Here is a 25,756-nt window from a genome sequence, read left to right as displayed (position 1 = left end):
GCCGGCGCGGCGGACGGCGAAGACGGCGACGAGCGCGGCGAGTCCGACTATGGCGAGCGCCGCGGGTACGCCCGTGACGTCGCTGCCCTTGGCGGTCAGCGAGAACGCGCCGCCGGCCACCGTCGCGGTGCCCTGCGCCCACTCCTGCCGGGTGGCGAGCAGGGCGACGGCGGCGCCGAGCGCGCCGCACATCAGGGCGACGGCGAGGCTCCGGCGGCCGGCCCGGGCGGGGCCTGCGGCGGGGGGGCGGGGGGGCGGAACGGCTGTCACGTACTCCACTATCACCCGAACCCCGGGCGAACCGTCACCCGGGGTTCGGATTGGGGGCGTGAGAATCGCCCCACCACTCCGGCCGGTTGGCCCTATTGCGCCAGCCGGTTGGCCGTGTGTACGGCCCGCAGCACGGCCGCCGCCTTGTTGCGGCACTCGGTGTCCTCGGCGACCGGGTCGGAGTCGGCTACGACGCCGGCGCCCGCCTGGACGTAGGCCGTGCCGTCGCGCAGCAGCGCCGTGCGGATGGCGATGGCGGTGTCGGAGTCGCCCGCGAAGTCGAGGTAGCCGACGCAGCCGCCGTACAGGCCGCGCCGGGAGGGTTCGAGTTCGTCGATGATCTGCAGGGCGCGCGGCTTGGGCGCGCCGGAGAGGGTGCCGGCCGGGAAGCAGGCGGTGAGGACGTCGAAGGCGGTGCGGTCCTGGGCGACCCGTCCGGTGACCGTGGAGACGATGTGCATGACGTGCGAGTACCGCTCGACGGACATGAAGTCGACGACCTCGACCGAGCCGGGCTCGCAGACCCGCCCGAGGTCGTTGCGGCCGAGGTCGACGAGCATCAGGTGCTCGGCGCGCTCCTTGGGGTCGGCGAGCAGTTCGTCGGCGAGGGCCTGGTCCTCCTGCGGGGTGGCGCCGCGCGGGCGGGTGCCGGCGATGGGGTGCACCATGGCACGCCCGTCCTCGACCTTGACCAGGGCCTCGGGGGACGAGCCGACGACGTCGAAGCCGTCGAGGCGGAGCAGGTACATGTACGGGGAGGGGTTGGTGGCCCGCAGGACCCGGTACACGTCGAGCGCGCTCGCCGTGCAGGGCGTCTCGAAGCGCTGGGAGGGGACGACCTGGAAGGCCTCGCCCGCGCGGATGCGCTCCTTGATGTCCTCGACGGCGTCCTGGAAGTCGGGGCCGCCCCACAGCGCGGTGTACTCGGGCAGCTCGGAGGGCGGCAGCGCGGCCGGGGGCTGGGCCACCGCGCGCGTGAGGTCGGCCTCCATGGCGTCCAGGCGGGCGATCGCGTCGGCGTAGGCCTCGTCGACGCCGGTCTCCAGGTCGTTGTGGTTGATCGCGTTGGCGATCAGCAGGACCGAGCCCTCCCAGTGGTCCATGACGGCGAGGTCGCTGGTGAGCAGCATGGTCAGCTCGGGCAGCCTCAGGTCGTCGCGCTCCCCCGGGCCGACCTTCTCCAGGCGGCGCACGATGTCGTAGCCGAGGTAGCCGACCAGGCCGCCGGTGAAGGGCGGCAGGCCCAGGTCGTGGGCGAGGTCGCGCGGGGTGTGCAGGGCCTCGACGGTGGCCCGCAGGGCGGCGAGCGGGTCGCCGTCGGTGGGGACACCGACGGGCGGGGTGCCCTGCCAGTGCGCCTGTCCGTCCTTCTCGGTGAGGGTGGCGGCGCTGCGGACGCCGATGAAGGAGTACCGGGACCACTGGAAGGCCGTCCGGCCGTTCTCCGCGGACTCCAGCAGGAAGGTGCCGGGGCGCTCGGCGGCGAGCTTGCGGTACAGGGCCACGGGGGTGTCGCCGTCGGCGAGGAGCTTGCGGCCGACCGGGATCACCCGGCGGTCGGCGGCGAGCTTGCGGAAGGTCTCGAGGTCCATGTCGTCCATGGCGGCAGACCCTACTGACCCGCGCCGCGGACGTCAGTGCCCGCAGCGTCTTCGGTGCCTGCGGCGAGGAGCACGTCGGTGTCGAAGCAGGTGCGCGTGCCGGTGTGGCAGGCGGCGCCCACCTGGTCGACCTTGACGAGCACGGTGTCGGCGTCGCAGTCCAGGGCGACGGACCTCACCCACTGGACGTGGCCGGAGGTGTCGCCCTTGACCCAGTACTCCCGGCGGCTGCGCGACCAGTAGGTGCAGCGGCCGGTCGTCAGCGTGCGGTGCAGTGCCTCGTCGTCCATCCAGCCGAGCATCAGCACCTCTCCGGTGTCGTACTGCTGGGCGATGGCGGGCAGGAGGCCGTCGGCGCTGCGCTTGAGCCGGTCGGCGATCTCCGGGGCGAGCGGGCTGGGGCGCCGGGGGCCGCCGGTGGGGGAGCTGCTGGTCATGCGCCCATTGTGCCGCGCGGGACCGACACGCCCCGGGTATGTCCATTGGGCGGACCCGGCCGGCCGCCGTAGGCTGACTCCATGTCGACTTTCGCCAAGCGTGAACGACTTCTGCTCGCGGACCTGTTGGAGACGGCGGGTCCGGACGCCCCGACGCTGTGCGAGGGCTGGCGGACCCGTGACCTGGCCGCGCACGTGGTGGTGCGCGAGCGGCGTCCGGACGCGGCCGGGGGCGCCCTGATCAAGCCGCTGGCGTCCCGCCTGCACCGGGTGAGGGAGGAGTACGGCGCGAAGCCGTACGGGGAACTGCTCCAGCTGATCCGCACGGGCCCGCCCCGCTTCTCTCCGTTCCAGCTCAAGCAGGTCGACGAGGCGGCGAACACGGTGGAGTTCTACGTCCACGCCGAGGACGTCCGCCGCGCCCAGCCCGACTGGTCGCCGCGCGAGCTGGACCCGGTCTTCCAGGACGCCCTGTGGTCCCGTCTGGAGCGCGCCGCCCGCCTGATGGGCCGGGGTATCCCGACGGGTCTGGTGCTGCGCCGTCCGAACGGCCAGACGACGGTCGCCCACCGGGGGACGCCGGTGGTGACGGCGACGGGCGAGCCGTCCGAGCTGCTGCTGTTCGCCTACGGCCGGCAGGGCGCCGCGAAGGTGGAGCTGGAGGGCGAGCATGACGCCATCGCCAAGCTGCGGGAGACCAAGCGGCTCGGGATCTGATCCCCCGGGTCTCACTTCGGCAGCTCGGCCCGCCGCACCCCCGGCGCGCACAGGGCGACGACCCCGCCGAGGCCGCAGACCACGGCGCTGACGGCGAAGACGGGGCCGGTGCCCCAGACGCCGATGGCGGCGGCCGACAGGGGCATGCTCAGCGGCGCGATCCCCAGGCTGACGATGCCGCCGACGGCGGTGACGCGGCCCAGGTAGGCGGGGTCGGACTGGGTCTGGAGCAGGGCTCCGCACATGGCGCCGCTGAGGCCGGTGAGCAGGCCGATGAGCAGCGCCGTGCCGACGGCCGCGGGGAGGCCGGGCGCGTGGGCCAGGGCGGCGATCGCGGCCGAGCCCGGGATGATGGCGCCGGCGGCGACGCATCCGGCGCGCGGCAGGCGTCCCCGTACGGTCAGCAGCAGGGCGGCGACTCCGGCGCCCGTGCCGAACCCCGCGAGCACCCAGCCCATCCCGGAGGCGCCCCAGCCACGCTCGTCCGCGAGCAGGGTGAGGCCCACGTTGAGGGGGCCGACGAAACCGAGGTCGCCCAGCGCGATGGTCACCATGAGCGGGCCGAGCACGCGGTGCCGGCGGACGTAGCGGAGCCCGCCTATCAGGTCCCGCCAGGCGGTGGTCGGCCGGGCGGGACCGGCGTCGGCGGCGGGCAGTTCACGCATCCGTACGGAGACCAGCAGCGGCACGGACACGGCGATCAGCAGCCCGGCGCACGCGAAGGCCGCCGCCGCGCCGCCCAGCGCCACGCCGAGCCCGCCGAGCGGCGCGCCCACGACGGCGGCGAAGCGTATGGCGAGGCCGCGCATGCCCTGGACGCGGGCGAGCTGGTCCTGGGCGGTGATCCGCGCCGGGAGGGCCCCCACGGCGGGCATGAACACGGCGTCGACGGTGCCGAAGACGACGGCGAGCAGGGCGAGGAGCCACAGCCCGGGGTCGGTCGCGAACAGCACGGCGGCGACCGCCAGGACGGTGACGCACCGCACGGCGTCGCTGCCGATGACCACCCGGCGCGGCCCGAGCCGGTCGGCGACCACTCCCCCGCCGAGCATGAGCAGCGCCCGGGGCACCGCGCTGACGGCGGTGACGAGGCCGGCCTGCGCGGGGGTGCCGTTCTGCACGGCGGCCCAGGACAGCGCGAGGAAGAACACCATGTCGCCGACCATGGACGCGGTGTAGGCGCCGACCCAGCGCAGGACGTTGGGGTCGCGGTGGGCGGGGACGGAGCCGCCGGCGGGTATCCGTACGTCCGGCACGGACGTGGTCGCCTCAGACACGGAACGGGAATCCGTAGACGTGCAGCGCGACGTTCTCGCGCCCCTCGGTGTCGCCGGCGGCTTCGGCGGCCCGGCCCCGCTCGTCGTACTTCCTCGCCAGGGCGAGCAGTTCCTCGCCGAGTTCCTTCAGATCGGCGGGGGTCAGTCGCAGCAGCGACTCGTTGTCGGGGGCGGCGGAGTTCCACTCGGGGCCCCAGGTGGGGCGTTCGTCGAGGTAGCGGTGGTACATGGCGGCGCGCTGCTCGTGGAAGAGCCGGGTGGCCGCGAGGTGGGCGGCGGCGCGCTCGGGCGCGTCGCGGAAGTTCTCGTCACGCAGGCTCACACCGGCCGAGGAAGGCTGCCACCAGCGCTCCCGGCCGTCCGCGCTCTGCGGGTCGGCCTGCTCGACCAGCCCGTGCTCGGCCAGCTTGCGCAGGTGGTAGCTGACGAGGGAGACGGCCTCGTCGACCTTGTCGGCGAGCTGCGAGGCGGTCGCCGTGCGCGCGACGCAGAGGCCGCGGTAGAGCTGCATGCGCAGCGGGTGGGCGAGGGCTTTGAGGGTGCCCAGGTCGGTGATGGCGTGGTTCTCCTGGCTCGGCATGCGCCCAGGCTAGATTACGAAAGAAAAATTGCGCAATAGATGTTGCGCAACTTTCCTTTCGCATCTCGGTTTCTCTACCGGACGGGGTGCCCCGCCTCGCGCAGGGCGGTCTTCACCTCGCCGATCCGCAGGTCGCCGAAGTGGAAGACCGACGCCGCCAGTACCGCGTCCGCGCCCGCCTCGACCGCCGGGGCGAAGTGGGCGAGGCTGCCCGCGCCGCCCGAGGCGATGACCGGGACGGTCACGTGCTTGCGGACCGCCGCCAGCATCTCCAGGTCGTAACCGTCCTTCGTGCCGTCCGCGTCCATCGAGTTGAGCAGGATCTCCCCCGCGCCCAGCTCGGCGGCCCGGTGGGCCCACTCGACCGCGTCGACGCCGGTGCCGCGCCGGCCGCCGTGGGTGGTCACCTCGAAGGTGCCGGCCTCGGTGCGGCGGGCGTCGACCGACAGCACGAGGACCTGCCGGCCGAACCGCTCGGCGATCTCGCGGATCAGGTCGGGACGGGCGATGGCGGCCGTGTTCACGCCCACCTTGTCCGCGCCGGCCCGCAGCAGCTTGTCGACGTCCTCGGCGGTGCGCACCCCGCCGCCGACGGTCAGCGGGATGAACACCTGCTCGGCGGTGCGGCGCACCACGTCGTAGGTCGTCTCGCGGTCGCCCGACGAGGCGGTGATGTCCAGGAACGTCAGCTCGTCGGCGCCCTCGGCGTCGTACACCTTGGCCATCTCGACGGGGTCGCCCGCGTCGCGCAGGTTCTGGAAGTTGACGCCCTTGACGACCCGGCCGTTGTCCACGTCCAGGCAGGGGATGACTCGTACCGCCAGGGTCATGAATCCACGGCTCCTCTATACGCTTCCACTTCGACCGACACCAGGACCCGCGAGTCGATGAAGCCCTGCACGACCAGCAGGGTCGTGACCGGGCGCACGGAGTCGAACAGCTCCTTGTGGGCGCGGCCCGCCGCATCGACGTCGCGGGAATGTGCCAGGCACACACGGGTCCGGATCACGGACTCGATGCCGAGCCCGAACTCGGCGAGGGCCTCGACGGCGCTGCCGAAGGCCACCTTCGCCTGCTCGTACGGGTCGCCCTCGCCGTAGAGCATGTCGCCCTTGACGGCGGTGGTGCCCGCCACGATGACACGGTCACCCGCCGCCACGGCCCGTGCGAAACCGAAGGACTCTTCCCAGGGACTTCCGCTCTGCACGCGCCGTACGGCTTCGGATGTCATGTGGACACAGCCTCCAGGGCCTCTTCCAGGGTGAACGCCTTCGCGTAGAGGGCTTTCCCGACGATGGCCCCCTCGACACCGTCCGGGACGAGCCCGGCGATCGCGCGCAGGTCGTCCAGGGAGGACACGCCGCCCGAGGCCACGACCGGGCGGTCGGTGGCGGCGCAGACGTTCTTCAGGAGCTCCAGGTTGGGGCCCTGGAGGGTGCCGTCCTTGGCGATGTCGGTGACGACGTACCGGGCGCAGCCCTCCTTGTTCAGGCGGTCCAGCGTCTCGTAGAGGTCGCCGCCGTCGCGGGTCCAGCCCCGGCCCCGGAGCGTGGTGCCCCGTACGTCCAGGCCGACCGCGATCTTGTCGCCGTGCTCGCCGATGACCTTGGCGACCCACTCGGGGGTCTCCAGGGCGGCGGTGCCCAGGTTCACCCGGGTGCAGCCGGTGGCGAGGGCGGCGGCGAGGGTGTCGTCGTCGCGGATGCCGCCGGACAGCTCCACCTTGATGTCCATCGCCTTGGCGACCTCCGCGATCAGCGCGCGGTTGTCCCCGGTGCCGAACGCCGCGTCCAGGTCCACCAGGTGCAGCCACTCGGCGCCGGAGCGCTGCCAGGCGAGGGCGGCCTCCAGCGGGGAGCCGTAGGAGGTCTCGGTGCCGGACTCGCCGTGCACGAGGCGGACGGCCTGGCCGTCGCGGACGTCGACGGCGGGGAGGAGTTCGAGCTTGCTCATCTCTACCGGGCTCATCTCTAGAGGGTCTCGATCCAGTTGGTGAGGAGCTGGGCTCCGGCGTCACCGGACTTCTCGGGGTGGAACTGGGTCGCCCACAGCGCGCCGTTCTCCACGGCCGCCACGAAGGGCTCGCCGTGCGTGGACCAGGTGACCCTGGGCGCGGCGATCAGCGGGTTGTGCGCCTCCTGGGTCCACTCGTGGACGGCGTAGGAGTGCACGAAGTAGAAGCGGGCGTCCGCGTCCAGGCCGGCGAAGAGCTGGGAGTCGGCCGGTGCCTCGACCGTGTTCCAGCCCATGTGGGGCACGACGTCGGCCCGGAGCGGTCCGACCGTGCCGGGCCACTCGTCCAGGCCCTCGGCCTGGACGTCGTGCTCGATGCCGCGGGTGAAGAGGATCTGCATGCCGACGCAGATGCCCATGACGGGGCGCCCGCCCGACAGCCGTCGGTCGACGATCCAGTCACCGCGGGCGGCCTTGAGGCCGTCCATGCAGGCGGCGAAGGCGCCGACGCCGGGGACCAGCAGCCCGTCGGCGTTCATGGCCCTGTCGTAGTCACGGGTGATCTCGACGTCGGCTCCCGCGCGCGCGAGGGCGCGCTCGGCGGAACGGACGTTGCCGAAGCCGTAGTCGAAGACGACGACCTTCTTGGCAGCGGCGGCGGTCAACTCCACACCTCCAGCCTCAGGACGCCCGCGAGCAGACACATGCCGGCGCCGATGGAGAGCAGCACGATCAGGCCCTTGGGCATCTGCTGCTTGGCGAAGGAGTAGATGCCGCCGAGGAGGAAGAGTCCGACGACGATCAGTGCGGTGGAGGTACCGTTCATCGGTTACAGCGCGCCCTTCGTGGAAGGCAGGATGCCGGCCGCGCGGGGGTCGCGCTCCGAGGCGTAGCGCAGGGCCCGGGCCAGCGCCTTGAACTGGCACTCCACGATGTGGTGCGCGTTGCGCCCGTAGGGCACGTGCACGTGCAGGGCGACCTGGGCCTGGGCGACGAAGGACTCCAGGATGTGCCGGGTCATCGTCACGTCGTACTCGCCGATCATCGGCGCCATGTTCTCGGGCTCGGTGTGCACGAGGTAGGGGCGGCCGGAGAGGTCGACGGTGACCTGGGCGAGGGACTCGTCCAGCGGGACCGTGCAGTTGCCGAAGCGGTAGATGCCCACCTTGTCGCCGAGCGCCTGCTTGAAGGCGGCGCCCAGCGCGAGGGCGGTGTCCTCGATGGTGTGGTGGGAGTCGATGTGCAGGTCGCCGTCGGTCTTCACGGTCAGGTCGAACAGACCGTGCCGGCCGAGCTGGTCGAGCATGTGGTCGTAGAAGCCGACGCCGGTGGCGATGTCGGTCTTGCCGGTGCCGTCGAGGTCGATCTCGACGAGGACCGAGGTCTCCTTGGTGGTGCGCTCCACGCGCCCTACGCGGCTCATGTGTGCTGCTCCTTCTTGACTTCACGTACCGCGTCGAGGAACGCGTCGTTCTCCTCCGGGGTGCCGGCGGTGACCCGCAGCCACCCCGGCACGCCGTTGTCCCGGACCAGGACGCCCCGGTCGAGGATCTTCCGCCAGGTCGCGTGGGAGTCCGTGAACCGCCCGAACTGGACGAAGTTCGCGTCGGACTCGGTCACCTCGTAGCCGATGGCCCGCAGTTCGGCGACCAGCCGGTCCCGCTCGGTCTTCAGCTGCTCGACGTACTTCAGCAGCGTGTCCGTGTGCTCCAGGGCGGCCAGCGCGGTCGCCTGGGTGACGGCTGACAGGTGGTACGGCAGCCGTACGAGCTGGACGGCGTCGACGACGGCCGGGTGCGCGGCGAGGTAGCCCAGGCGCAGGCCCGCCGCGCCGAACGCCTTCGACATGGTGCGGGAGACGACCAGGTTCGGCCGGCCGTCCAGCAGCGGCAGCAGGGAGGCGCCGTGGCTGAACTCGATGTAGGCCTCGTCGACCACGACCATGGACGGCTTCGCCGCCTGCGCCGCCTCGTACAGGGCGAGGACCGTCTCGGCCGGGACCGCGTTCCCGGTGGGGTTGTTGGGGGTGGTGACGAAGACGACGTCCGGGCGGTGCCCGGCGATCGCCTTCTTCGCGGCGGGCACGTCGATGGTGAAGTCCTCGTGGCGCGGCCCGGAGATCCAGCCGGTGCCGGTGCCGCGCGCGATGAGGCCGTGCATCGAGTACGACGGCTCGAAGCCGATCGCGGTGCGGCCGGGCCCGCCGAAGGTCTGCAGCAGCTGCTGGATGACCTCGTTGGAGCCGTTGGCCGCCCAGACGTTGCGCACGTCCAGGGGATGCCCGGAGGTGTTCGTCAGGTACTCGGCGAGCTTCGTGCGCAGCTCGACCGCGTCCCGGTCGGGGTAGCGGTTGAGGTCGCGGGCGGCCTCGCGGACCCGCTCGGCGATCCGCTCGACCAGCGCGTCGGGCAGCGGGTAGGGGTTCTCGTTGGTGTTCAGCCGTACCGGCACGTCCAGCTGGGGCGCGCCGTAGGGGGACTTGCCGCGCAGCTCGTCCCGTACGGGGAGATCGTCGATGCCGAACGTCACTTGCTCTCCGGGACCTTCCACTCGCTGAGCCCGTTTGGTTCGCCTCCGGCGAAACGCGCCTTGATCGCCGCGCCGTGCGCGGGCAGGTCCTCCGCCTCCGCCAGCGTCACCACGTGCCGCGCGACCTCGGCGAGCGCGTCGCGCGTGTAGTCGACGATGTGGATGCCGCGCAGGAAGGACTGCACGGACAGGCCGGAGGAGTGGCAGGCGCAGCCGCCGGTGGGCAGGACGTGGTTGGACCCGGCCGCGTAGTCGCCCAGCGAGACGGGCGCCCAGGGGCCGACGAAGATCGCGCCGGCGTTCTTGACCCGGTCGGCGACGGCGGCGGCGTCGGCGGTCTGGATCTCCAGGTGCTCCGCGCCGTAGGCGTCGACCACGCGCAGCCCCTCGTCCAGGCCGTCGACGAGGACGATCGCGGACTGGCGGCCGGCGAGGGCCGGGCGGATCCGGTCCTCGATGTGCTTGGTGGCCTCGACCTGCGGCCGCAGCTCCTTCTCCACCGCGTCCGCCAGCTCCACGGAGTCGGTGACCAGGACGGCGGCGGCCAGCGGGTCGTGCTCGGCCTGGCTGATCAGGTCGGCGGCGACGTGCACCGGGTCGGCGGTCGAGTCCGCCAGGACGGCGATCTCGGTCGGGCCGGCCTCGGCGTCGATGCCGATCTTCCCGGTGAAGAAGCGCTTGGCGGCGGCGACCCAGATGTTGCCGGGGCCGGTGACCATGTTGGCGGGCGGGCAGGACTCGGTGCCGTAGGCGAACATCGCGACGGCGGTGGCGCCGCCGGCCGCGTACACCTCGTCGACGCCGAGCAGGGCGCAGGCGGCGAGGATGGTGGGGTGCGGGATGCCGCCGAACTCGGCCTGGGCGGGCGAGGCGAGCGCGATCGACCCGACGCCGGCCTCCTGCGCGGGCACCACGTTCATGACCACGGACGACGGGTAGACCGACCGGCCGCCGGGCACGTAGAGCCCGACCCGCTCGACCGGCACCCACTTCTCGGTGACCGACCCGCCGGGCACCACCTGCGTGGTGTGCGTGCTGCGGCGCTGTTCGCGGTGGACGAGGCGGGCGCGGCGGATGGATTCCTCCAGGGCCGCGCGGACGGCCGGGTCCAGCTCCTCCAGCGCGCGCGTGAGCGCGGCCGCCGGGACCCGCACCTGTTCCAGCCGGACGCCGTCGAACTGCTCGGTGAAGTCGATCAGCGCCGCGTCTCCGCGATGATGCACGGCCTCGCAGATCGGCCGCACCTTCTCCAGGGCGACCGAGACGTCGAAGTCGGCTCGGGGCAGCAGGTCGCGCAGGGCGGGGCCCTCGGGGAGGGCGTCGCCGCGCAGATCGATTCGGGAGATCACGGAACCAATTCTCTCAGACCCGCGTCCGGCACGGTCCGCGCGTATCAATGGCTGATACAGAACGCGACGGACCTCACGGCCCACGGTGAACTCACCTGATCCATGCTCACTTTGAGTGTTCGGAAGGTCACGCAGTGGGCATGAACGGTTGTACGAAGGGTGAGCGACCGACGAGTAGCCGGGGAGGGAGTGAAGCACCGTGACCGAAGGGGCCGGCCATCGTGACGGAGAGCTGCCGGATGACCTGACCGTCGCCGAGGCCGGCATGTGGCAGGCGTTCCGCAACGGCAGCGTGTACGACCTGAGCAGCGGCGACCCGCTCGTCGACGATCCGCACGGCGGGCGTCCCTGGGGGCCGGAGCGGACGGTGCGGGCCCGCGTCGTGTGCTGGCTGCTCCTCGACGGTCCGCCGGCGCTCGCGGGCCGGGTGTCCTCGCTGCAACTGGTGGGCGTGCTGATCAGCGACACGATGGATCTGGCGGGCGGCACGGTGGTGCCCTACGTCGAGCTGCGGCGCTGCCGCTTCGAGCGCGAGGTGCTGCTCCCGGAGACCCGGTTCACGACGGTGCGGCTGGTGGACTGCGCGGTGCCGCGCCTGGAGGCGGCCCGGCTGCACACCGAGGGCGATCTGCACCTGCCGCGCTCCCGCTTCCCGGGCGGCATCCGGCTCACGGACGCGCGGATAGGCACCGACCTGCTGCTCAACCAGGCGATCGTGCACCGGGACCGCGGCGGGCGTTCCATCGCCGCGGACGGCATGACGGTCGGGCAGGACCTCCAGGCCGAGATGCTGGAGTCGCACGGCGAGGTGAGCCTGCGCAGCGCCCAGGTCGGCGTGTCGCTGAGCCTGCGCGGCGCCCGGCTGCTGAACCCGTACACGCGGCACGCGCTGAACGCCCCGCAGCTGACGGTGGAGCGCACGCTGTACCTGACCCCGGCGGGCCTGGGCAGCCCGCTGCTGCGCGGCACCACTCCCGCGCAGGGCACCCGCATCCAGTGCTTCGAGTGCGAGGGCGGGGTGCGCCTCGACGACGGGCGCTTCGGCGACGCCCTGGACCTGGAGCACGCCCGGTTCACCTTCACCGACGACCAGGAGCTGTCGCTGCGCCGGGTGCAGACGCCCGAGCTGCGTTTCCTGGGCGAGCGTCCGGCGCGCGGGCGGGTGGTGCTGTCGGGGGCGCGGGTGGTCAACCTGATGGACCGGGCGGACAGCTGGCCGGGCCCCGGCCGGCTGCACATGGGCGGCTTCGCCTACGAGAACCTGGTGCCGCGTGGGCCGTTCCCGCTGGAGAAGCGGCTGCGCTGGGTGGGTGCCGCGACCGCCGAGTACCACCCGGAGCCGTACGAGCGCCTCGCCGCCGTGCTGCGGGCGGGCGGCGAGGACGAGGACGCCCGCGAGGTGCTGCTCGCCAAGCACCGCAGGCGCCGCGAGAGCCTGCCGGTCGCCGCGAAGCTGGTGGGTTACGCGCAGGACTGGACGGTCGCCTACGGCTACCGGCCGGGCCGCGCCGCGGTCTGGATGGCGGTGCTGTGGGCGGCCGGGTCCCTCGCCTTCGCCCGCGCGGAGCCGCCTCCGCTGAAGAGCGGCGAACACCCGGACTGGAATCCCGCCCTCTTCGCCCTCGACCTCCTCCTCCCGGTGATCGACCTGGGCCAGGCGGGCTCCTGGCAGCTCCACGACGGCTGGCAGTGGCTGTCGACGGCCCTGGTCCTGCTGGGCTGGGTCCTGGCGACCACGGTGGCGGCGGGCGCCACCCGCCTGCTCCGCCGCAACTGACCCCGCCGGGAACGGCCCCGCCCCACCCCCGACGGCAGGACGGGCCCCGGACACCGGTCTCCCGGTGAGGGCTCCCCGGGTCCGCCCCGGGACCCCGCTGAGGGCCCCCGCCTCCGCCCCGGGACCCCGGCGGGGGCCCCGCATCCATCCCGGGACCCCGCTGAGGCCCCCCTCCGCCCGGGACCGCCCCCGGGCCACCCACCCAGGGCGCAGCCCCCGCAGCCGGCGAGCCCCGGTGCCCGCCCGGATCGGCTCAGCCCCCGGCCCCGACGGGCTCGATCCCGCGCCGGAAGACCCGGCTCCCCCAACCCCACGGCTCGGTTCCGCCCCGGAAAACTGAACCCTTGCTCGAAAGGCCCCGGCCCCGCCCGGAAAGCTCGCCCCCGGGCCGTGCCGCAGGCGCGGCGTCGGCGCCGCCGTGCCGTGATGCTCGGCGCATCATCCTCAGGCGCTCCTCGCCCACCGCCGGAAAGCCGCCGACGCGCGAGGTCCCGCAGGGACCACCCGCACCCGGCGACGCATGCCGCACGGTGGCGCGGGCGGGAAGCCGCGATCGGCCGAAGGCGGAGTCGCGGCCGCACAACCATCCCGAACCCTCGGCCGTCGTACTGGCCATGCTGCGCGCGTTCCTGCGGACCGCGGCTGCCCGGGCCCGCTCCCGGGCACCACGCCCCGCCCAAGACGACGACGTGCTCCTCGACGCCCCCGACGACCGCCTCGCCCCCGCCCTCGTCGCCGCGGCCCGGGGCGAGCACGGCCCCGCGGCCGGCCTCCTCGCCGGTACCCGCGAGAACGCCGAATGGGACCACCGCGACCGTTACGCGACCCGGCTCGCCGCCTTCGCCCGCTCCCGTTCCGGGTGGCTCGACACCTGGCGCGCCACCGCCCCGGACGACCCCGACGCCCTGCTGGTCGCGGCCCGGCTGACGGTCCACCGTCACTGGGACTCGCCGGCCCGCGCCGAACTGCTGCGCCAGGTGATCCCCGCCGTCGTCGCCGCCGCCGAGTCCGCCGGCCCCGACGACCCGGTGCCGTGGCGGACCACGCTGGACGCCGCCCGGGGCGCCCGCGCCGGACACTCCGAGTTCGAGCGCCTGTGGGAGCAGGCGGTCCGGCGCTGCCCGCACCACTACGGCAGTCATGTCGCCGCCCTGGAGTACCTGGCCGCCGCCTCGCCCGACGCCCACGGCGAGTGCCTGGACTTCGCGGAGACGGCCGCTCAGGACGCGCCCGCGGACGCGCTCGTCCGGGCACTGCCGCTGCACGCGGCGCTCACCTGCCCGACGCCCACCGCCGTACGCGGCCACCGCCGCCGCCTGGACGCCGCCGCGGACCGCGCGATCGCCCTCTCCGCGGCCCACCCGGCGGCCGACCCCTGGGCGGCGGAGCTGCGGAACCTGCTCGTCCAGGTCCTCGTACGCCTGGAACGCCACCCGGACGCGGCGGAGCAGCTGCGGCTGACCGGCCCGTACGTCACGTCCTTCCCCTGGGACCGGGACACGGACGACCCGCTCGGCGGCTTCCTCCGGGTGCGCGCGGACGTCCGTGCGCGCGTGGCGCAAGCGGCCTCCACGACCGGTACGGCGGGTTCCGGACGGCCACGAAGTGGGCACGGCGGACGCGTCCGCCCCGGCGACCATTAGGCTTCTGCGTCGTGACCACCGTCCGGCTCCCCCTCTTCCCCCTGAACTCGGTCCTGTTCCCGGGGCTGGTGCTCCCGCTCAACATCTTCGAGGAGCGCTATCGCGCCATGATGCGCGAGTTGCTGAAGACTCCCGAGGACGAACCACGCCGGTTCGCCGTCGTGGCGATCCGCGACGGCTACGAGGTGGCCCAGACCGCCCCCGGCCTGCCCGACCCGACGACCACCCTTGAACGCGGGCCGAGTGCCGGGTTCGGGACCGACCCGCTCAAGGCGTTCCACAAGGTGGGCTGCGTCGCGGACGCGGCGACGATCCGCGAGCGGGCCGACGGCACCTTCGAGGTGCTGGCGACCGGCACCACCCGGATGCGGCTGCTGTCGGTGGAGGCCTCGGGGCCGTTCCTGACGGCCGAGCTGGAACCGCTGCCCGAGGAGCCCGGCGACGAGGCGGGCGCCCTGGCGGAGGGCGTGCTGCGGTCCTTCCGGCAGTACCAGAAGCGGCTGGCGGGGGCACGCGAGCGGTCGCTGGCGACCGGCGCCGACCTGCCGGACGAACCGGGTGTGGTCTCCTACCTGGTCGCCGCCGCGATGATGCTGGACACGCCGACGAAGCAGCGCCTGCTCCAGGCCCCGGACACCGCCTCGCGGCTGCGGGACGAGCTGAAACTCCTTCGCTCGGAGACCTCCATCATCCGTACGCTGCCGTCCCTGCCGGCGTCGGACCTGACGCGCGGCCCGACGAGTCTCAACTGAGGTACTGGCCCGCATGGCGAAGAAGCCGAACAAGCCCGGCAGGGCGAAGAAGCAGCAGCCGGGCGGCACGCCCGCGACGGTGGCGCTCACGGCGGCCGGGGTGGATTACACGGTCCACGCCTACGAGCACGACCCGGCCCACCCGTCCTACGGCGAGGAGGCGGCCGAGGCGATGGGAGTCCCGCCGGAGCGGGTGTTCAAGACGCTGGTGGCGGACGTCGACGGCGCCCTGACGGTCGCGGTGGTGCCGGTGGCGGGCCAGCTGGACCTCAAGGCGCTGGCGGCCGCGGTGGGCGGCAAGCGCGCGGCGATGGCCGACCCGGCCCTGGCCGAGCGCACCACGGGTTATGTGCGCGGCGGCATCTCCCCGCTGGGCCAGCGCAAGCGGCTGGCGACGGTCCTGGACGCGTCGGCCTCGGAGCACGCCACGATCTGCGTCTCGGCGGGCCGCCGCGGCCTGGAGGTGGAGCTGTCCCCCGACGACCTGGCCGAGCTCACGGACGCCGTCCTGGCGCCGGTCGGGCGCGCCTGACCCCTCGGCAGGCCCCCGTCGTCGGCTGCTCGGGCAGGACCTGGCGGAGTGAACGCGCGAACACCGCCGGCGCACCGTGAAGGGCAGGGCGCGCCGCGGCCGCCGCCCGGCCTAGGCCGACTTGTCCCCGTACGGCGCCGACGGGTACTGCCCCGGTGCCGGCCAGGGGTCGGGCTCCGGGTCCCGGGGCCCGAACAGGCCGGTCAGCCCCAGGTGGACCACCAGCGCCGCGAGCGACCAGGCCAGCAGCGCCCCCTTCGCGCCCAGCTTGAGCGGGGCGGGGAAGGTCACCCCTTTGCCCACGTCCTTGGCGTGCGCGATCACGTCCTGAGTCGGCCCGAGCCACACGCCGAGCCGCCAGGCCAGCAGCGACCCGAGCAGCCCGCCGACGCCGAGGGCCACCACCAGCGGCACGCCCCCGCGCCGCCGCAGCAGGAAGACCACGACCGCGCTGAGCGCCCCGAACGCCAGCGCGAGCAGCGTGAACGTTCCGTCGACGCCGATCGCCTGCTCGCCCTCGGAGTCCTTGAGGTAGACGATCCATCTGCCGTCGAGCACTTCGCCCACCAGGGGCACGCTCGGTGCCAGCTTCCACCACAGCACGCCCAGCAGCGCACCGGAGACCGTGAGCGCCACCACGGTCACGGCGGCCTGTCGCACTTCGGTCAGCATCCCGGGGCCGTCCTGTTCGCCGTACGTGCCGTAAGGGTCGTGGGAACCGCCGGGCGCGGCTCCCCTCGCGTGTGCGCCGACGGGCTGCGGCACCGGCCCGCCCTGGTACGACGGGCGTTCGTTCGGCGGCGGTGGCGGAGTCAAGGGTGCGGTCACCGTGCCATCGTGCCAAACCCGCCTGTGCGGCGCGTCACCGGACGGCGGCCCGGCGGTACGCCCAGGTCGCCACGGCCAGCGAGATCACCCCGACCGCGGCGCACACCGCGAGGTCGCCGAGGACGAAGCCCCAGTCGGGCCGCTCGCCGAACGTGCGCGCGAAGGCCTCCACGCCGTACGTGGAGGGCAGCAGGTCCCGGGCCAGGCGGACCACCTGCGGCAACCGTTCGGGCGGCAGCACGCCGAGCAGCAGGGCCGCCGACATGCCGAGCTGGCCCAGGAGGGTGGCGAACTCGGGCCGGGGGGCGAGCAGGCCCAGCGCCGCGCCCAGTCCGGCGAGGGCGGCGCCCGCCAGCGGGATCACGGCCACCAGCACCCACAGATGGGTCATCGGCAGCCCGAACAGCAGGCACCCGAACACCGCCGTCACCACGGTCCCGGGCACGGTGAAGGACGCGTAGGCGCCCGCCGCGCCCAGCACCACCGCGGCGGGCGGCACCGGCAGCGTCGCGTAGTGGTCGAGGCCGCCGCTGGCGCGCAGCTGGCCGAAGTACTGGGCGAGGAGGTTCAGCGCGACGAAGGCCACGACGAGCACCGCGGACCCGGCGACCACGGCCCGTGCCTCGCCGCCGCCGTCCACGACGCCGCGCATCAGGATCATGATGCCGACGGACTGGAAGGTCGCCACGAACAGCAGCGGGATGCGCGCGACCCGCGCCCGGGACAGCTGCGCCCGGTACACGGCCACCAGGGAGGGCCACAGCCGTGCCCTGGGCCCCAGCTCGGCCGGGCCGGCCACGCGCTGCCCCTCGGCTGCCCGGGCGGCACCTCGCAGGGCATCGGCGGGTACGACACTCACGTCGCGCAGCTCCCCTTCGCTCGGGTCGTTCGAAGCGGTCGCCCCGGCGGGGGCGGTCGCCCCGACGGGTACGGATGCGGCGGCCGGTGTTCTCACCGCTCGCGTGCTCACGCCCTCACCAGCCCCTGTCGCGCGGCGCCGCCCAGCGCCAGGTACACGTCCTCCAGGCTGGGCGTGGCCAGGGTGAAGTCGTCCAGGGCGGCGAAGGCGGCGCCGCCGGTGACGGTGGCGACGACCGCGCGGGCCTCCTCGGGGGCGAGCCGCAGGGTCCAGCGGCGCCCCGACTCGACGACGCGGTCGCGCAGGGCGGCGACCTCCGGGACGTGCAGCGGCGCGCTCTCGCGCCACACCAGGTCGACGCGGACCTCTCCGGCGACCTTCTCCTTGAGCCCGGAGGGCGTGTCGCAGGCGATCACGCGTCCCCGGTCGAGGACGGCGACCCGGTCGAGCACGGTCTCGGCCTCGATGACGTTGTGGGTGACGAGCAGTACGGTGGCGCCGTGTTCGGCGCGCCGCCGGTCGACGGCCGACCACACCGCGCGCCGGGCCACCGGGTCCATGCCGGTGGTCGGCTCGTCCAGGACGAGCAGCGGCCGCTCCCCCACCAGTGCGGCGGCGAAGCAGGCCAGGCGGCGCTGGCCGCCGGAGAGCTTCTTGATCGGGCGGGCGGCGAGCCCGGTCAGGCCCAGCTCCTCCAGCACGGCGTCCCGCTCGGCGCGCGCCCGGCGCACCTCCAGGCCGCGCAGCCGCCCGGTGGTCTCGGCGGCGAGCGACACGGTCAGCTCGTCCAGGGCGCTGGACTCCTGTCCCAGGTAGGCGAGGAGCCGCGCGGCCCGCTGCGGGTGGCGCACGATGTCGTGGCCGAGGATCTCCACGCTGCCGCCGTCGGGCCGCATCAGCCCGGTGAGCTGGCGCACGAGGGTGGACTTGCCGGCACCGTTGGGTCCGAGCAGTCCGAAGATCTCACCGCGGCGGATGTCCAGGGTGACGTCGTCGGTGGCCCGCACCTCGGGCGTGGCGGGTACGCCGCGCCGGCCGCGCACGGCCGGATAGGTCTTGGTCAGCGCGCGCACCACGCACACGGCATCGCCACCGGGTCCAGGTGCCTGTGGCGCGCGCGTACTCACAAGGGAGGAGACTACGGGGTCGGTCCCCCCGACCCGCTCCCGGGTCCGCCCATAAGTGTCGATTCAGCAGGTGTCGGTCCGGCCGGGGAGCACCGGGGGCCGCCGGCCCGTCTCACTCCGCGGCGGGCGTGCGCTCGGTCGCCGTGCGCACGTCGATCTCCCGCCAGAACCCGGCCCGGATCGCGTACCGGTCGTGCTCGTCGATCTGGTCGTCCTTGTGCGCGAGCAGCCCGAAACGGGCCGCGTAGCGCAGCAGCTCCCCGTCGACGCGGTGCGGGATGCGCGGGTACATCCCGGAGAGTTTCTGCAGGTGGCCGTGGTCGCCGAGGCGTTCGAGCCAGCGCCGGGCGAAGACCTGCCCCACCTCGTACGGGTCGCCGCCGACCGTGGTGATGTCCTCCTCGCGGTCGGCCCAGCGCTGCTCGGCCGTGGTGAGCTGGGCCAGCGTCGGCAGCGAGGCGGCCTCGGAGGGCTCGGCGGCGGGCCGGTCCACCCAGCCCTTGTCGGAGGACCAGCGCAGGGTGGCGTTGGCCGGCTGCGGGGCGGGATGGGCGCCGGGTGCGCGCAGGGCGGCGAGGTCCTTGGGGGTGGGGACGCCCTTGGCGGGCGGTACCCGCTCGTCGGTGCCGCCCTGCCCCGGGGCCCCCGCGGCGGACGTGGTGGGGTGCTCGGGTGCCTCGACGGGCCGCTGGGCGGCGGAGAGGGCGGACTCGGGCAGCGGCGCGGAGAGGATCGCGGCGATCTCGGGGCGGGGCACGGGCGGCGGCGCGCAGATGCCGCCGAGTTCCTTGGCGCGTACGGCCTTCGTGATCCACGTACGGTCGAGGACGCGGCGTTCGTCGGCCTCGGCGACCAGGTCCTCGGACTGGTTGTAGTCGCCGTCGGCGGCCTGTACGGCCCACAGGTGGACGGCGACGCCGTGTTCCTTGGCGGCCATCATGCCGGGCAGCAGGTCGCCGTCGCCGGTCACCAGGACGACGTCGGAGCAGGCGCGGTTGCGGGCCAGCTCGGTCAGCTCGGCGTGCATGGCGGCGTCCACGCCCTTCTGCGCCCAGCGGCCGTCACTGCGGGTGAGGGCGCCCAGCCGGACGGTGACCCGGGGCATCACGCGCAGTCGCCGGTGTTCGGGCTGCGGGACGCGGTCGGGGGCGCCGTCGAACCAGTAGATGCGCAGCAGGGGCTGCTGTGTGTCGGACTCGGCGCGGTCGCGCAACCCCTGGATGAGGGCGGCGTGGTCGACGGTGATGCGCGAACGAGAGGGCTCTCCCGCCAGGAGACTCGCGGCGGCCCCCAGCAGATACCCGGCGTCCACCAGGACGATGCAGCGGTCCACGCGATCCACCCTCTTTCCGGGAGGTTTGCTTCGGGCTTCCTTCGAGTCTGCCCGACCGCGCGGAGGTTAACGGCCCGAACTCGATCTTCGGCGTGGCGTTTCGGCGCCCCGTGCCCCGGCGAGCCGCATCACGGACGGTAATTGCCCGATATGCGTTCTTTGTTGGGCTATGTGAATCTGGTGCAGGACCTGGCCCCCAGATCCCCCTCAGGAGGTAGATCACCATGGCCAAGAACAAGAACAACCGTGATCGTAAGCAGCCCCAGGGCGAGCGCTCCCCGCAGGCCGCCGAGTCGGCCGTGCTGGACCGCGAGGAGCAGCACTCCCCGCAGCTGACGACCCCCGGCGACGCGGCCTCCCGCAAGCGGCAGAAGCGCTTCGGCCACAACTGACATCCGCGGTACGGGCCGTCGCGGCCCCCGCACGAGGAGGGGCGCACCCGGCTACCGGGAGGCGCCCCTCGCTCGTTTCCCCGCTCAGCCCGCCAGGCAGGACGGCCCGAGCAGCACCTTCAGATCGCCGAACAGCGCCGGATCGGGCTTCACCCGGTGCCGGTCCAGGCGCAGCACCGTCGTCCTGGTCGGCCCCTGGAGCTTGATCCGCACCTCGCTGTCGCCCCGGTGGTGGGTGAGGATCTCCCCGAGCCTGCTGACCATCGGCGGGGTGATCCGGGTCGCCGGGATGGTGAGGACGACGGGCGCGTTGGTGCCCGCGTTGGACAGGTCGGGAACCATCAGCTCCATCGCGACCAGCCGGGGCACGTCCTCCCGCTTGTCGAGGCGCCCCTTGACGAACACCACGGCGTCCTCGACCAGTTGCGTGGACACCAGCTGGTACGTCGCCGGGAAGAACATGCACTCCAGCGAACCGGCGAGGTCCTCGACGGTGGCGATGGCCCAGGCGTTGCCCTGCTTGGTCATCTTGCGCTGGAGGCCGGAGATGATGCCGCCGATGGTGACGACCGCGCCGTCGCCGAAGTCCCCGCCGGTGAGCTGGGAGATGCCCGCGTCGGCCTTGTCGGACAGCACGTGCTCCAGGCCGAAGAGCGGGTGGTCGGAGACGTAGAGACCGAGCATCTCCCGCTCCTGGGCGAGGAGGTAGGTCTTGTCCCACTCGTCCTCGCCGAAGACCACGTCGAGTCCGAAGCCGGGCTCGTCGCTCTGCTCGTCGCCCATGCCGCCGAAGAGGTCGAACTGCCCCTCGGCCTCCTTGCGCTTGACCGCGACCACGTTGTCGATCATTGGTTCGTACTGCGCGGTGAGGCCCTTGCGGGTGTGCCCCATCTCGTCGAAGGCGCCGGCCTTGATCAGCGACTCCGTCGTCCGCTTGTTGCAGACGACCGCCTCGACCTTGTCCAGGTAGTCGGGGAAGGACGCGTACTTCCCCTTGGCCTTGCGGCACTTGATGATCGACTCGACCACGTTGGTGCCGACGTTGCGCACGGCGGAGAGGCCGAAGAGGATCACGTCGTCGCCCTGCGCGGCGAAGTTCGACATGGACTCGTTGACGTTGGGCGGCAGCACCTTGATGCCCATGCGCCGGCACTCGTTCAGATAGACGGCCGACTTGTCCTTGTCGTCCTTGACCGAGGTGAGCAGGGCGGCCATGTACTCGGCCGGGTAGTTCGCCTTGAGGTAACCGGTCCAGTAGGAGACCAGGCCGTAGGCGGCCGAGTGCGCCTTGTTGAAGGCGTAGCCGGCGAAGGGGACCAGCACGTCCCACAGGGCCTGGATGGCCTCGTCGCTGTAGCCGTTCTTCCTGGCTCCGGCCTGGAAGAGGACGAAGTTCTTCGCCAGTTCGTCGGGCTTCTTCTTGCCCATCACGCGGCGCAGGATGTCGGCCTCGCCGAGCGAGTAGCCCGCGATGATCTGGGCGGCCTTCTGCACCTGCTCCTGGTAGACGATCAGGCCGTGGGTGACCGCGAGAACCTCCTGGAGGGGCTCCTCCAGCTCCTTGTGGATCGGCGTGATCTCCTGGAGGCCGTTCTTGCGCAGCGCGTAGTTGGTGTGCGAGTCCATGCCCATGGGGCCGGGACGGTAGAGCGCGGAGACGGCGGAGATGTCCTCGAAGTTGTCGGGCTTCATCAGGCGCAGCAGGGAGCGCATCGGACCGCCGTCGAACTGGAAGACGCCGAGCGTGTCGCCGCGCTGCAGCAGTTCGAAGGTCTTGGGGTCGTCCAGCGGCAGCGACAGCAGGTCGAGGTCGATGCCCTTGTTGGACTTCACCATCTTGACGGCGTCGTCCATGATCGTGAGGTTGCGCAGGCCGAGGAAGTCCATCTTCAGCAGGCCGAGCGACTCGCACTGCGGGTAGTCCCACTGCGTGATGGTCACGCCGTCGGTGTGCCGCACCCAGATCGGGGCGTGGTCGACGATCGGCTCGCTGGACATGATCACGCCGGCCGCGTGCACGCCCATCTGCCGGACCAGGCCCTCGACGCCCTTGGCGGTGTCGATGACCTTCTTCACGTCCGGCTCGTTCTCGTACATCGAGCGGATCTCGCCGGCCTCGCTGTAGCGCGGGTGCGTCGGGTCCGTGATGCCGTTCAGGTCGATGCCCTTGCCGAGGACGTCGGCGGGCATGGCCTTGGTGAGCCGGTCGCCCATGGCGTACGGGTAGCCCAGCACGCGCGCGGAGTCCTTGATGGCGTTCTTCGCCTTGATCTTGCCGTACGTGCCGATCATGGCGACCTTGTCGGCGCCGTACTTCTCCGTCACGTACCTGATCACCTCGACGCGCCTGCGCTCGTCGAAGTCGATGTCGACGTCGGGCATGGAGACGCGCTCGGGGTTGAGGAACCGCTCGAAGATCAGGCCGTGCGGGATCGGGTCGAGGTCGGTGATGCCCATCGCGTACGCCACGATCGAACCGGCCGCGGAACCTCGGCCGGGGCCGACCGCGATGCCCTGGTTCTTGGCCCACATGATGAAGTCGGCGACCACGAGGAAGTAGCCCGGGAACCCCATCTGGATGATGACGTCCATCTCGTACTCGGCCTGCTTCTGGCGGTCCTCGGGGACGCCGCCGGGGAAGCGGCGCGCCATGCCGCGGCGGACCTCCTCCTGGAACCAGGTGATCTCGGTGTAGCCCTCGGGGATGTCGAACTTCGGCATGAGGTCGCGCTTCTCGAACATGCCGGTGGTGTCGACCATCTCCGCGACCAGGAGCGTGTTGGCGCAGCCCTCCTGCCAGGCGTCCGAGGAGTCGATGGCGTACATCTCGTCCGTGGACTTCAGGTAGTAGCCGGTGCCGTCGAAGCGGAAACGGTCCGGGTCGGAGAGGTTCTTGCCGGTCTGGATGCACAGCAGGGCGTCGTGGGCGGTCGCCTCGTGCGCGTAGGTGTAGTGCGAGTCGTTGGTGACCAGCGGCGGGATGCCGAGCTTCTTGCCGATCTCGAGGAGTCCGTCGCGGACCCGGTGCTCGATCTCGATGCCGTGGTCCATCAGCTCCAGGAAGTAGCGGTCCTTGCCGAAGATGTCCTGGTAGTCGGCGGCGGCCTTGAGTGCCTCGTCGAAGTGGCCGAGGCGCAGCCGGGTCTGCACCTCGCCGGAGGGGCAGCCGGTGGAGGCGACGATGCCCTCGGACCACTGGCTGATGGTCTCCTTGTCCATCCGGGGCCACTTCTGCAGCCAGCCCTCGGCGTACGCGTCGGAGGAGAGGCGGAAGAGGTTGTGCAGGCCGGTGCTGTTCGTCGCCCACATGGTCTTGTGGGTGTAACCACCCGAACCGGACACGTCGTCCCGCTTCTGGTGCGGCTGGCCCCACTGGATCTTGCGCTTGTTGCGCCGGGACTCGGGGGCGACGTACGCCTCGATCCCGATGATCGGGGTGACTCCGGCCTTCTTCGCGGAGTGGAAGAAGTCGTAGGCCCCGTGCAGGTTGCCGTGGTCGGACATGGCGATGTGCGTCATGCCCATCTCGTTGCAGGCGTCGAACATGTCCTTGAGCCGCGCGGCACCGTCCAGCAGCGAGTACTGGGTGTGGACGTGCAGGTGCGTGAACGGCGGCTTGGACACGTGCGGCCTCCTGGGAAAACTGGGGACGACTGACGGCGGTCGATCCGGGGGGTCAGCGTCGAAGTCTATGCCTCGCCACTGACACTCCGAGGGCCACCACGCGTACCTTCTGGGACGGGCACTCCCGCACCCTTTCGAACGTTGGCCCGGGTGGAGATCCGCTCCACTCGTCAGGCACCACCCGCACCAGGAGGCACCAGGCATGTCGGTCCCGCAGCTCAACGAGGAGCACCGCGGCGAGGAGATCCTCGCCGTCTTCGACGCCGCCTTCGGCCAGCTGCTGGCTGCGGATCCCGCGGCGTTCCGCGTGAAGTTCCGCAAGATGGCCGCCTCCGCCTTCGCGTTCTACCGCGGCACCGCCGGTCTCTTTTACCGTGATTTGACCGAGGATCCGGAGTTCGGTGATCAGTCCGGCGGCGCCTACCTGGACGAGCGGACCTCCCGGGTGTGGATCCACGGCGACCTCCACGCGGAGAACTTCGGCACGTACATGGACTCCACCGGCCGGCTGATCTTCAACGTCAACGACTTCGACGAGGCCTACGTCGGCCCCTTCACCTGGGACCTCAAGCGCTTCGCCGCCTCCGTCGCGCTGATCGGCTACGCGAAGGCGCTCAGCGACGAGCAGATCACCGAGCTGGTGCGGGTGTACGCGGGCGCGTACCGCGAGCGGATCCACGCCCTGGCCACCGGCGCCAAGAGCGACGAGGTGCCGCCCTTCACGCTGGACACCGCGGAGGGCCCGCTGCTGGGCGCGCTGCGGGTGGCCCGCTCGCTGACCCGTTTCGGGCTGCTGGACTCGATGACCGAGATCCGTGACTTCGAGCGCCGCTTCGCCCCCGGCGGCGGTTCCATCGAGCTGGACGCCGCCACGCGCTACAAGGTGCTCGCGGCTTTCGACGGCTACCTGGAGACGCTCCCCGAGTCCTCCCTGGCCCGCCCGGACTCCTACCGCGTGAAGGACGTCGTCGGCCGCCGGGGCATCGGTATCGGCTCGGCCGGCCTGCCCTCGTACAACATCCTGCTGGAGGGCAACAGCGACGCCCTGGAGAACGACGTCGTGATCTACATCAAGCAGGCCCAGACCCCGGCCGTCTCCCGGCACATCACCGACCAGGCCATCCGGGACTACTTCCAGCACGAGGGCCACCGCACGGTGATCTCCCAGCGCGCCCTCCAGGCGCACGCCGACCCGTGGCTGGGCTGGACCGAGCTGGACGGCGCCGGCCAGCTGGTCGCCGAGGTCTCGCCGTACGCCGTCGACCTGGACTGGGGCGACATCGACGACCCGGAGGAGATCGCCGAGGTGGTCGCCGACCTGGGCCGGGCCACCGCGACCATGCACGCGGCGGCCGACGACCAGTCCGGGGAGTCCCTGGTGCCGTTCTCCACCGAGCGGGCCATCGACGCGGCGATCGCGGCCGACGAGGAGGGCTTCGCGCCCCTGCTGGTCGACTTCGCGCACCGCTACGGCGCACGCGCGCGTGCCGACCACCAGACCTTCGTCGACCTGTTCCGCAACGGCCGGATCCCGGGCCTGTAGCGGGCCGCCGTCCGTCGGTACTCTCACAGGAACCCTTTAGGGGTCCCTTACCGGACCCCGTGACACACTCTTCTACTGCTATGGACATATCCGGAACCCCGCTCAGAGCCGTACGCGCGGCGCTGTTCACGGCACTCGCCGTGACCCTCAGCACCGCGTCGCACGTGCTGCTGTCCGGAGTTCCGCTGCCGCTGCCCACGGTGGCGGCGGTCGCCGCCGCGGTGTTCCTGATCGCGTACGCCCTGGCCGGGCGGCGCGAGCGCGGCTTCGGGCGGATCGCCGCCCTGCTGATCCCGCTGGAGCTGGCCGCCGACACGGTCTTCACCACCGGCCAGCACGTCTGCTACGGCCGGGCGGGCGGCCCGGTCGCGGGCCCGCTGCGCTCGGTCGGCTTCGACGTGCTGTGCGGCGACGGGACCGGCGTCCACGCCGGGGTGACCGCGCCGCTGACCCGGGTCACCGGGGCCGAGAGCGACCGGATGGCGTCGGTGCTGGCGCAGGCCGCCCCCGGCACCGCCTGGCTGCTCCTTGCCGCGCACGTCGGGGTCGGGCTGCTCGCGGCGGCCTGGCTGCGGCGCGGCGAGCGGGCGCTGGCCCAGCTGCTCGGCGCGGTGGCCGCGACCACCTTCCGGC

The 25,756-nt window shown here is 72.6% G+C and carries 26 protein-coding genes; 8 read left to right on the top strand and 18 right to left on the bottom strand.

The window, feature by feature from the left end; genetic code table 11:
- The 3 genes from BZZ08_RS34020 to hisI form a co-directional block, all read right to left on the bottom strand.
- Window positions 1–279: TIGR02234 family membrane protein (locus tag BZZ08_RS34020; protein WP_104636054.1), on the bottom strand; the 279-nt coding region annotated here is incomplete at its 3' end.
- An 83-nt stretch (window positions 280–362) separates the two neighbouring features.
- Window positions 363–1,862 (bottom strand): anthranilate synthase component I, encoded by a 1,500-nt coding sequence (locus BZZ08_RS34015; protein ID WP_198601859.1) that lies wholly within the window; start codon window positions 1,860–1,862, stop codon window positions 363–365.
- 20 nt (window positions 1,863–1,882) lie between these two features.
- Entirely contained in the window at window positions 1,883–2,308 is a 426-nt protein-coding gene (gene hisI, locus BZZ08_RS34010) for a phosphoribosyl-AMP cyclohydrolase (RefSeq protein WP_104636050.1), read from the bottom strand.
- Window positions 2,309–2,389: 81 nt separating this feature from the next.
- Between hisI and BZZ08_RS34005 the strand changes: the two genes are divergently transcribed.
- Entirely contained in the window at window positions 2,390–3,025 is a 636-nt protein-coding gene (locus BZZ08_RS34005) for a TIGR03085 family metal-binding protein (RefSeq protein ID WP_104636049.1), read from the top strand.
- Window positions 3,026–3,036: 11 nt separating this feature from the next.
- On the opposite strand, the gene BZZ08_RS34000 is transcribed toward BZZ08_RS34005, so the two are convergent.
- From BZZ08_RS34000 to hisD, 10 genes are all read right to left on the bottom strand, one after another.
- Complete coding sequence (locus BZZ08_RS34000) at window positions 3,037–4,302, bottom strand: MFS transporter (protein ID WP_198601858.1); 1,266 nt, start codon at window positions 4,300–4,302, stop codon at window positions 3,037–3,039.
- Window positions 4,295–4,882: an ArsR/SmtB family transcription factor gene (locus BZZ08_RS33995; RefSeq protein WP_104636048.1), complete on the bottom strand. Its 588-nt coding sequence runs from the start codon at window positions 4,880–4,882 to the stop codon at window positions 4,295–4,297. Before BZZ08_RS33995 ends, BZZ08_RS34000 begins: the two co-directional genes overlap by 8 nt.
- Before the next feature lie 74 nt (window positions 4,883–4,956).
- Entirely contained in the window at window positions 4,957–5,712 is a 756-nt protein-coding gene (gene hisF / locus BZZ08_RS33990; protein WP_104636047.1) for an imidazole glycerol phosphate synthase subunit HisF, read from the bottom strand.
- Window positions 5,709–6,113: a RidA family protein gene (locus BZZ08_RS33985; RefSeq protein WP_104636046.1), complete on the bottom strand. Its 405-nt coding sequence runs from the start codon at window positions 6,111–6,113 to the stop codon at window positions 5,709–5,711. Before BZZ08_RS33985 ends, hisF begins: the two co-directional genes overlap by 4 nt.
- A complete protein-coding gene (gene priA, locus BZZ08_RS33980; RefSeq protein ID WP_104636045.1) occupies window positions 6,110–6,835 on the bottom strand; it encodes a bifunctional 1-(5-phosphoribosyl)-5-((5-phosphoribosylamino)methylideneamino)imidazole-4-carboxamide isomerase/phosphoribosylanthranilate isomerase PriA in 726 nt (241 codons plus the stop codon). The genes BZZ08_RS33985 and priA overlap by 4 nt, the downstream gene beginning before the upstream one ends.
- A 17-nt stretch (window positions 6,836–6,852) precedes the next feature.
- Window positions 6,853–7,500, bottom strand: coding sequence for an imidazole glycerol phosphate synthase subunit HisH (gene hisH, locus BZZ08_RS33975; RefSeq protein WP_104636044.1), 648 nt, complete (start codon window positions 7,498–7,500; stop codon window positions 6,853–6,855).
- Window positions 7,497–7,661, bottom strand: coding sequence for a hypothetical protein (locus tag BZZ08_RS39095; protein WP_198601857.1), 165 nt, complete (start codon window positions 7,659–7,661; stop codon window positions 7,497–7,499). The genes hisH and BZZ08_RS39095 overlap by 4 nt, the downstream gene beginning before the upstream one ends.
- A 3-nt stretch (window positions 7,662–7,664) precedes the next feature.
- Window positions 7,665–8,258, bottom strand: a complete 594-nt coding sequence (gene hisB, locus BZZ08_RS33970) for an imidazoleglycerol-phosphate dehydratase HisB (RefSeq protein WP_030186039.1) — start codon at window positions 8,256–8,258, stop codon at window positions 7,665–7,667.
- Complete coding sequence (locus tag BZZ08_RS33965) at window positions 8,255–9,364, bottom strand: histidinol-phosphate transaminase (protein ID WP_104636043.1); 1,110 nt, start codon at window positions 9,362–9,364, stop codon at window positions 8,255–8,257. Before BZZ08_RS33965 ends, hisB begins: the two co-directional genes overlap by 4 nt.
- Window positions 9,361–10,713: a histidinol dehydrogenase gene (hisD, locus tag BZZ08_RS33960; protein ID WP_104636042.1), complete on the bottom strand. Its 1,353-nt coding sequence runs from the start codon at window positions 10,711–10,713 to the stop codon at window positions 9,361–9,363. The genes BZZ08_RS33965 and hisD overlap by 4 nt, the downstream gene beginning before the upstream one ends.
- Window positions 10,714–10,912: 199 nt before the next feature.
- On the opposite strand from hisD, the gene BZZ08_RS33955 reads away from it, so the two are divergent.
- The 4 genes from BZZ08_RS33955 to ybaK all read left to right on the top strand — a co-directional run bounded on the left by BZZ08_RS33955 (window position 10,913) and on the right by ybaK (window position 15,417).
- The gene (locus BZZ08_RS33955; RefSeq protein WP_104636041.1) at window positions 10,913–12,490 is read left to right on the top strand and encodes an oxidoreductase; all 1,578 of its coding nucleotides are present in this window, start codon (window positions 10,913–10,915) and stop codon (window positions 12,488–12,490) included.
- 614 nt (window positions 12,491–13,104) lie between these two features.
- Window positions 13,105–14,133: a hypothetical protein gene (locus BZZ08_RS33950; RefSeq protein WP_104636052.1), complete on the top strand. Its 1,029-nt coding sequence runs from the start codon at window positions 13,105–13,107 to the stop codon at window positions 14,131–14,133.
- Between the two features lie 11 nt (window positions 14,134–14,144).
- Window positions 14,145–14,885: an LON peptidase substrate-binding domain-containing protein gene (locus BZZ08_RS33945; protein ID WP_104636040.1), complete on the top strand. Its 741-nt coding sequence runs from the start codon at window positions 14,145–14,147 to the stop codon at window positions 14,883–14,885.
- 13 nt (window positions 14,886–14,898) lie between these two features.
- Complete coding sequence (gene ybaK / locus BZZ08_RS33940) at window positions 14,899–15,417, top strand: Cys-tRNA(Pro) deacylase (RefSeq protein ID WP_104636039.1); 519 nt, start codon at window positions 14,899–14,901, stop codon at window positions 15,415–15,417.
- Window positions 15,418–15,528: 111 nt separating this feature from the next.
- Here ybaK and BZZ08_RS33935 read toward each other — a convergent pair whose 3' ends face one another.
- The 4 genes from BZZ08_RS33935 to BZZ08_RS33920 form a co-directional block, all read right to left on the bottom strand.
- Window positions 15,529–16,245, bottom strand: coding sequence for an AAA family ATPase (locus BZZ08_RS33935; RefSeq protein ID WP_104636038.1), 717 nt, complete (start codon window positions 16,243–16,245; stop codon window positions 15,529–15,531).
- A gap of 34 nt (window positions 16,246–16,279) precedes the next feature.
- On the bottom strand, window positions 16,280–17,104 hold the full coding sequence (locus BZZ08_RS33930; RefSeq protein ID WP_104636037.1) for an ABC transporter permease: 825 nt from the start codon (window positions 17,102–17,104) through the stop codon (window positions 16,280–16,282).
- A gap of 107 nt (window positions 17,105–17,211) precedes the next feature.
- Window positions 17,212–18,186, bottom strand: coding sequence for an ABC transporter ATP-binding protein (locus tag BZZ08_RS33925; protein ID WP_104636036.1), 975 nt, complete (start codon window positions 18,184–18,186; stop codon window positions 17,212–17,214).
- Between the two features lie 157 nt (window positions 18,187–18,343).
- Window positions 18,344–19,564: an NYN domain-containing protein gene (locus tag BZZ08_RS33920; RefSeq protein ID WP_104636035.1), complete on the bottom strand. Its 1,221-nt coding sequence runs from the start codon at window positions 19,562–19,564 to the stop codon at window positions 18,344–18,346.
- 224 nt (window positions 19,565–19,788) lie between these two features.
- Here BZZ08_RS33920 and BZZ08_RS33915 point away from each other — a divergent pair, with 224 nt between their 5' ends.
- Complete coding sequence (locus BZZ08_RS33915; protein WP_104636034.1) at window positions 19,789–19,956, top strand: hypothetical protein; 168 nt, start codon at window positions 19,789–19,791, stop codon at window positions 19,954–19,956.
- An 84-nt stretch (window positions 19,957–20,040) separates the two neighbouring features.
- On the opposite strand, the gene dnaE is transcribed toward BZZ08_RS33915, so the two are convergent.
- Window positions 20,041–23,580, bottom strand: coding sequence for a DNA polymerase III subunit alpha (gene dnaE / locus BZZ08_RS33910; protein ID WP_104636033.1), 3,540 nt, complete (start codon window positions 23,578–23,580; stop codon window positions 20,041–20,043).
- Window positions 23,581–23,782: 202 nt separating this feature from the next.
- Between dnaE and BZZ08_RS33905 the strand changes: the two genes are divergently transcribed.
- Window positions 23,783–25,123, top strand: coding sequence for a DUF2252 domain-containing protein (locus BZZ08_RS33905; RefSeq protein ID WP_104636032.1), 1,341 nt, complete (start codon window positions 23,783–23,785; stop codon window positions 25,121–25,123).
- A gap of 80 nt (window positions 25,124–25,203) precedes the next feature.
- Window positions 25,204–25,756, top strand: a 553-nt coding sequence (locus tag BZZ08_RS33900; protein ID WP_104636031.1) for a hypothetical protein, incomplete at its 3' end; no start/stop codon positions are given.

The sequence above is a fragment of the Streptomyces sp. MH60 genome (genome assembly GCF_002939385.1).
GTDB lineage: Bacteria > Actinomycetota > Actinomycetes > Streptomycetales > Streptomycetaceae > Streptomyces.
This window is presented reverse-complemented; position numbering and strand designations above follow the sequence as displayed.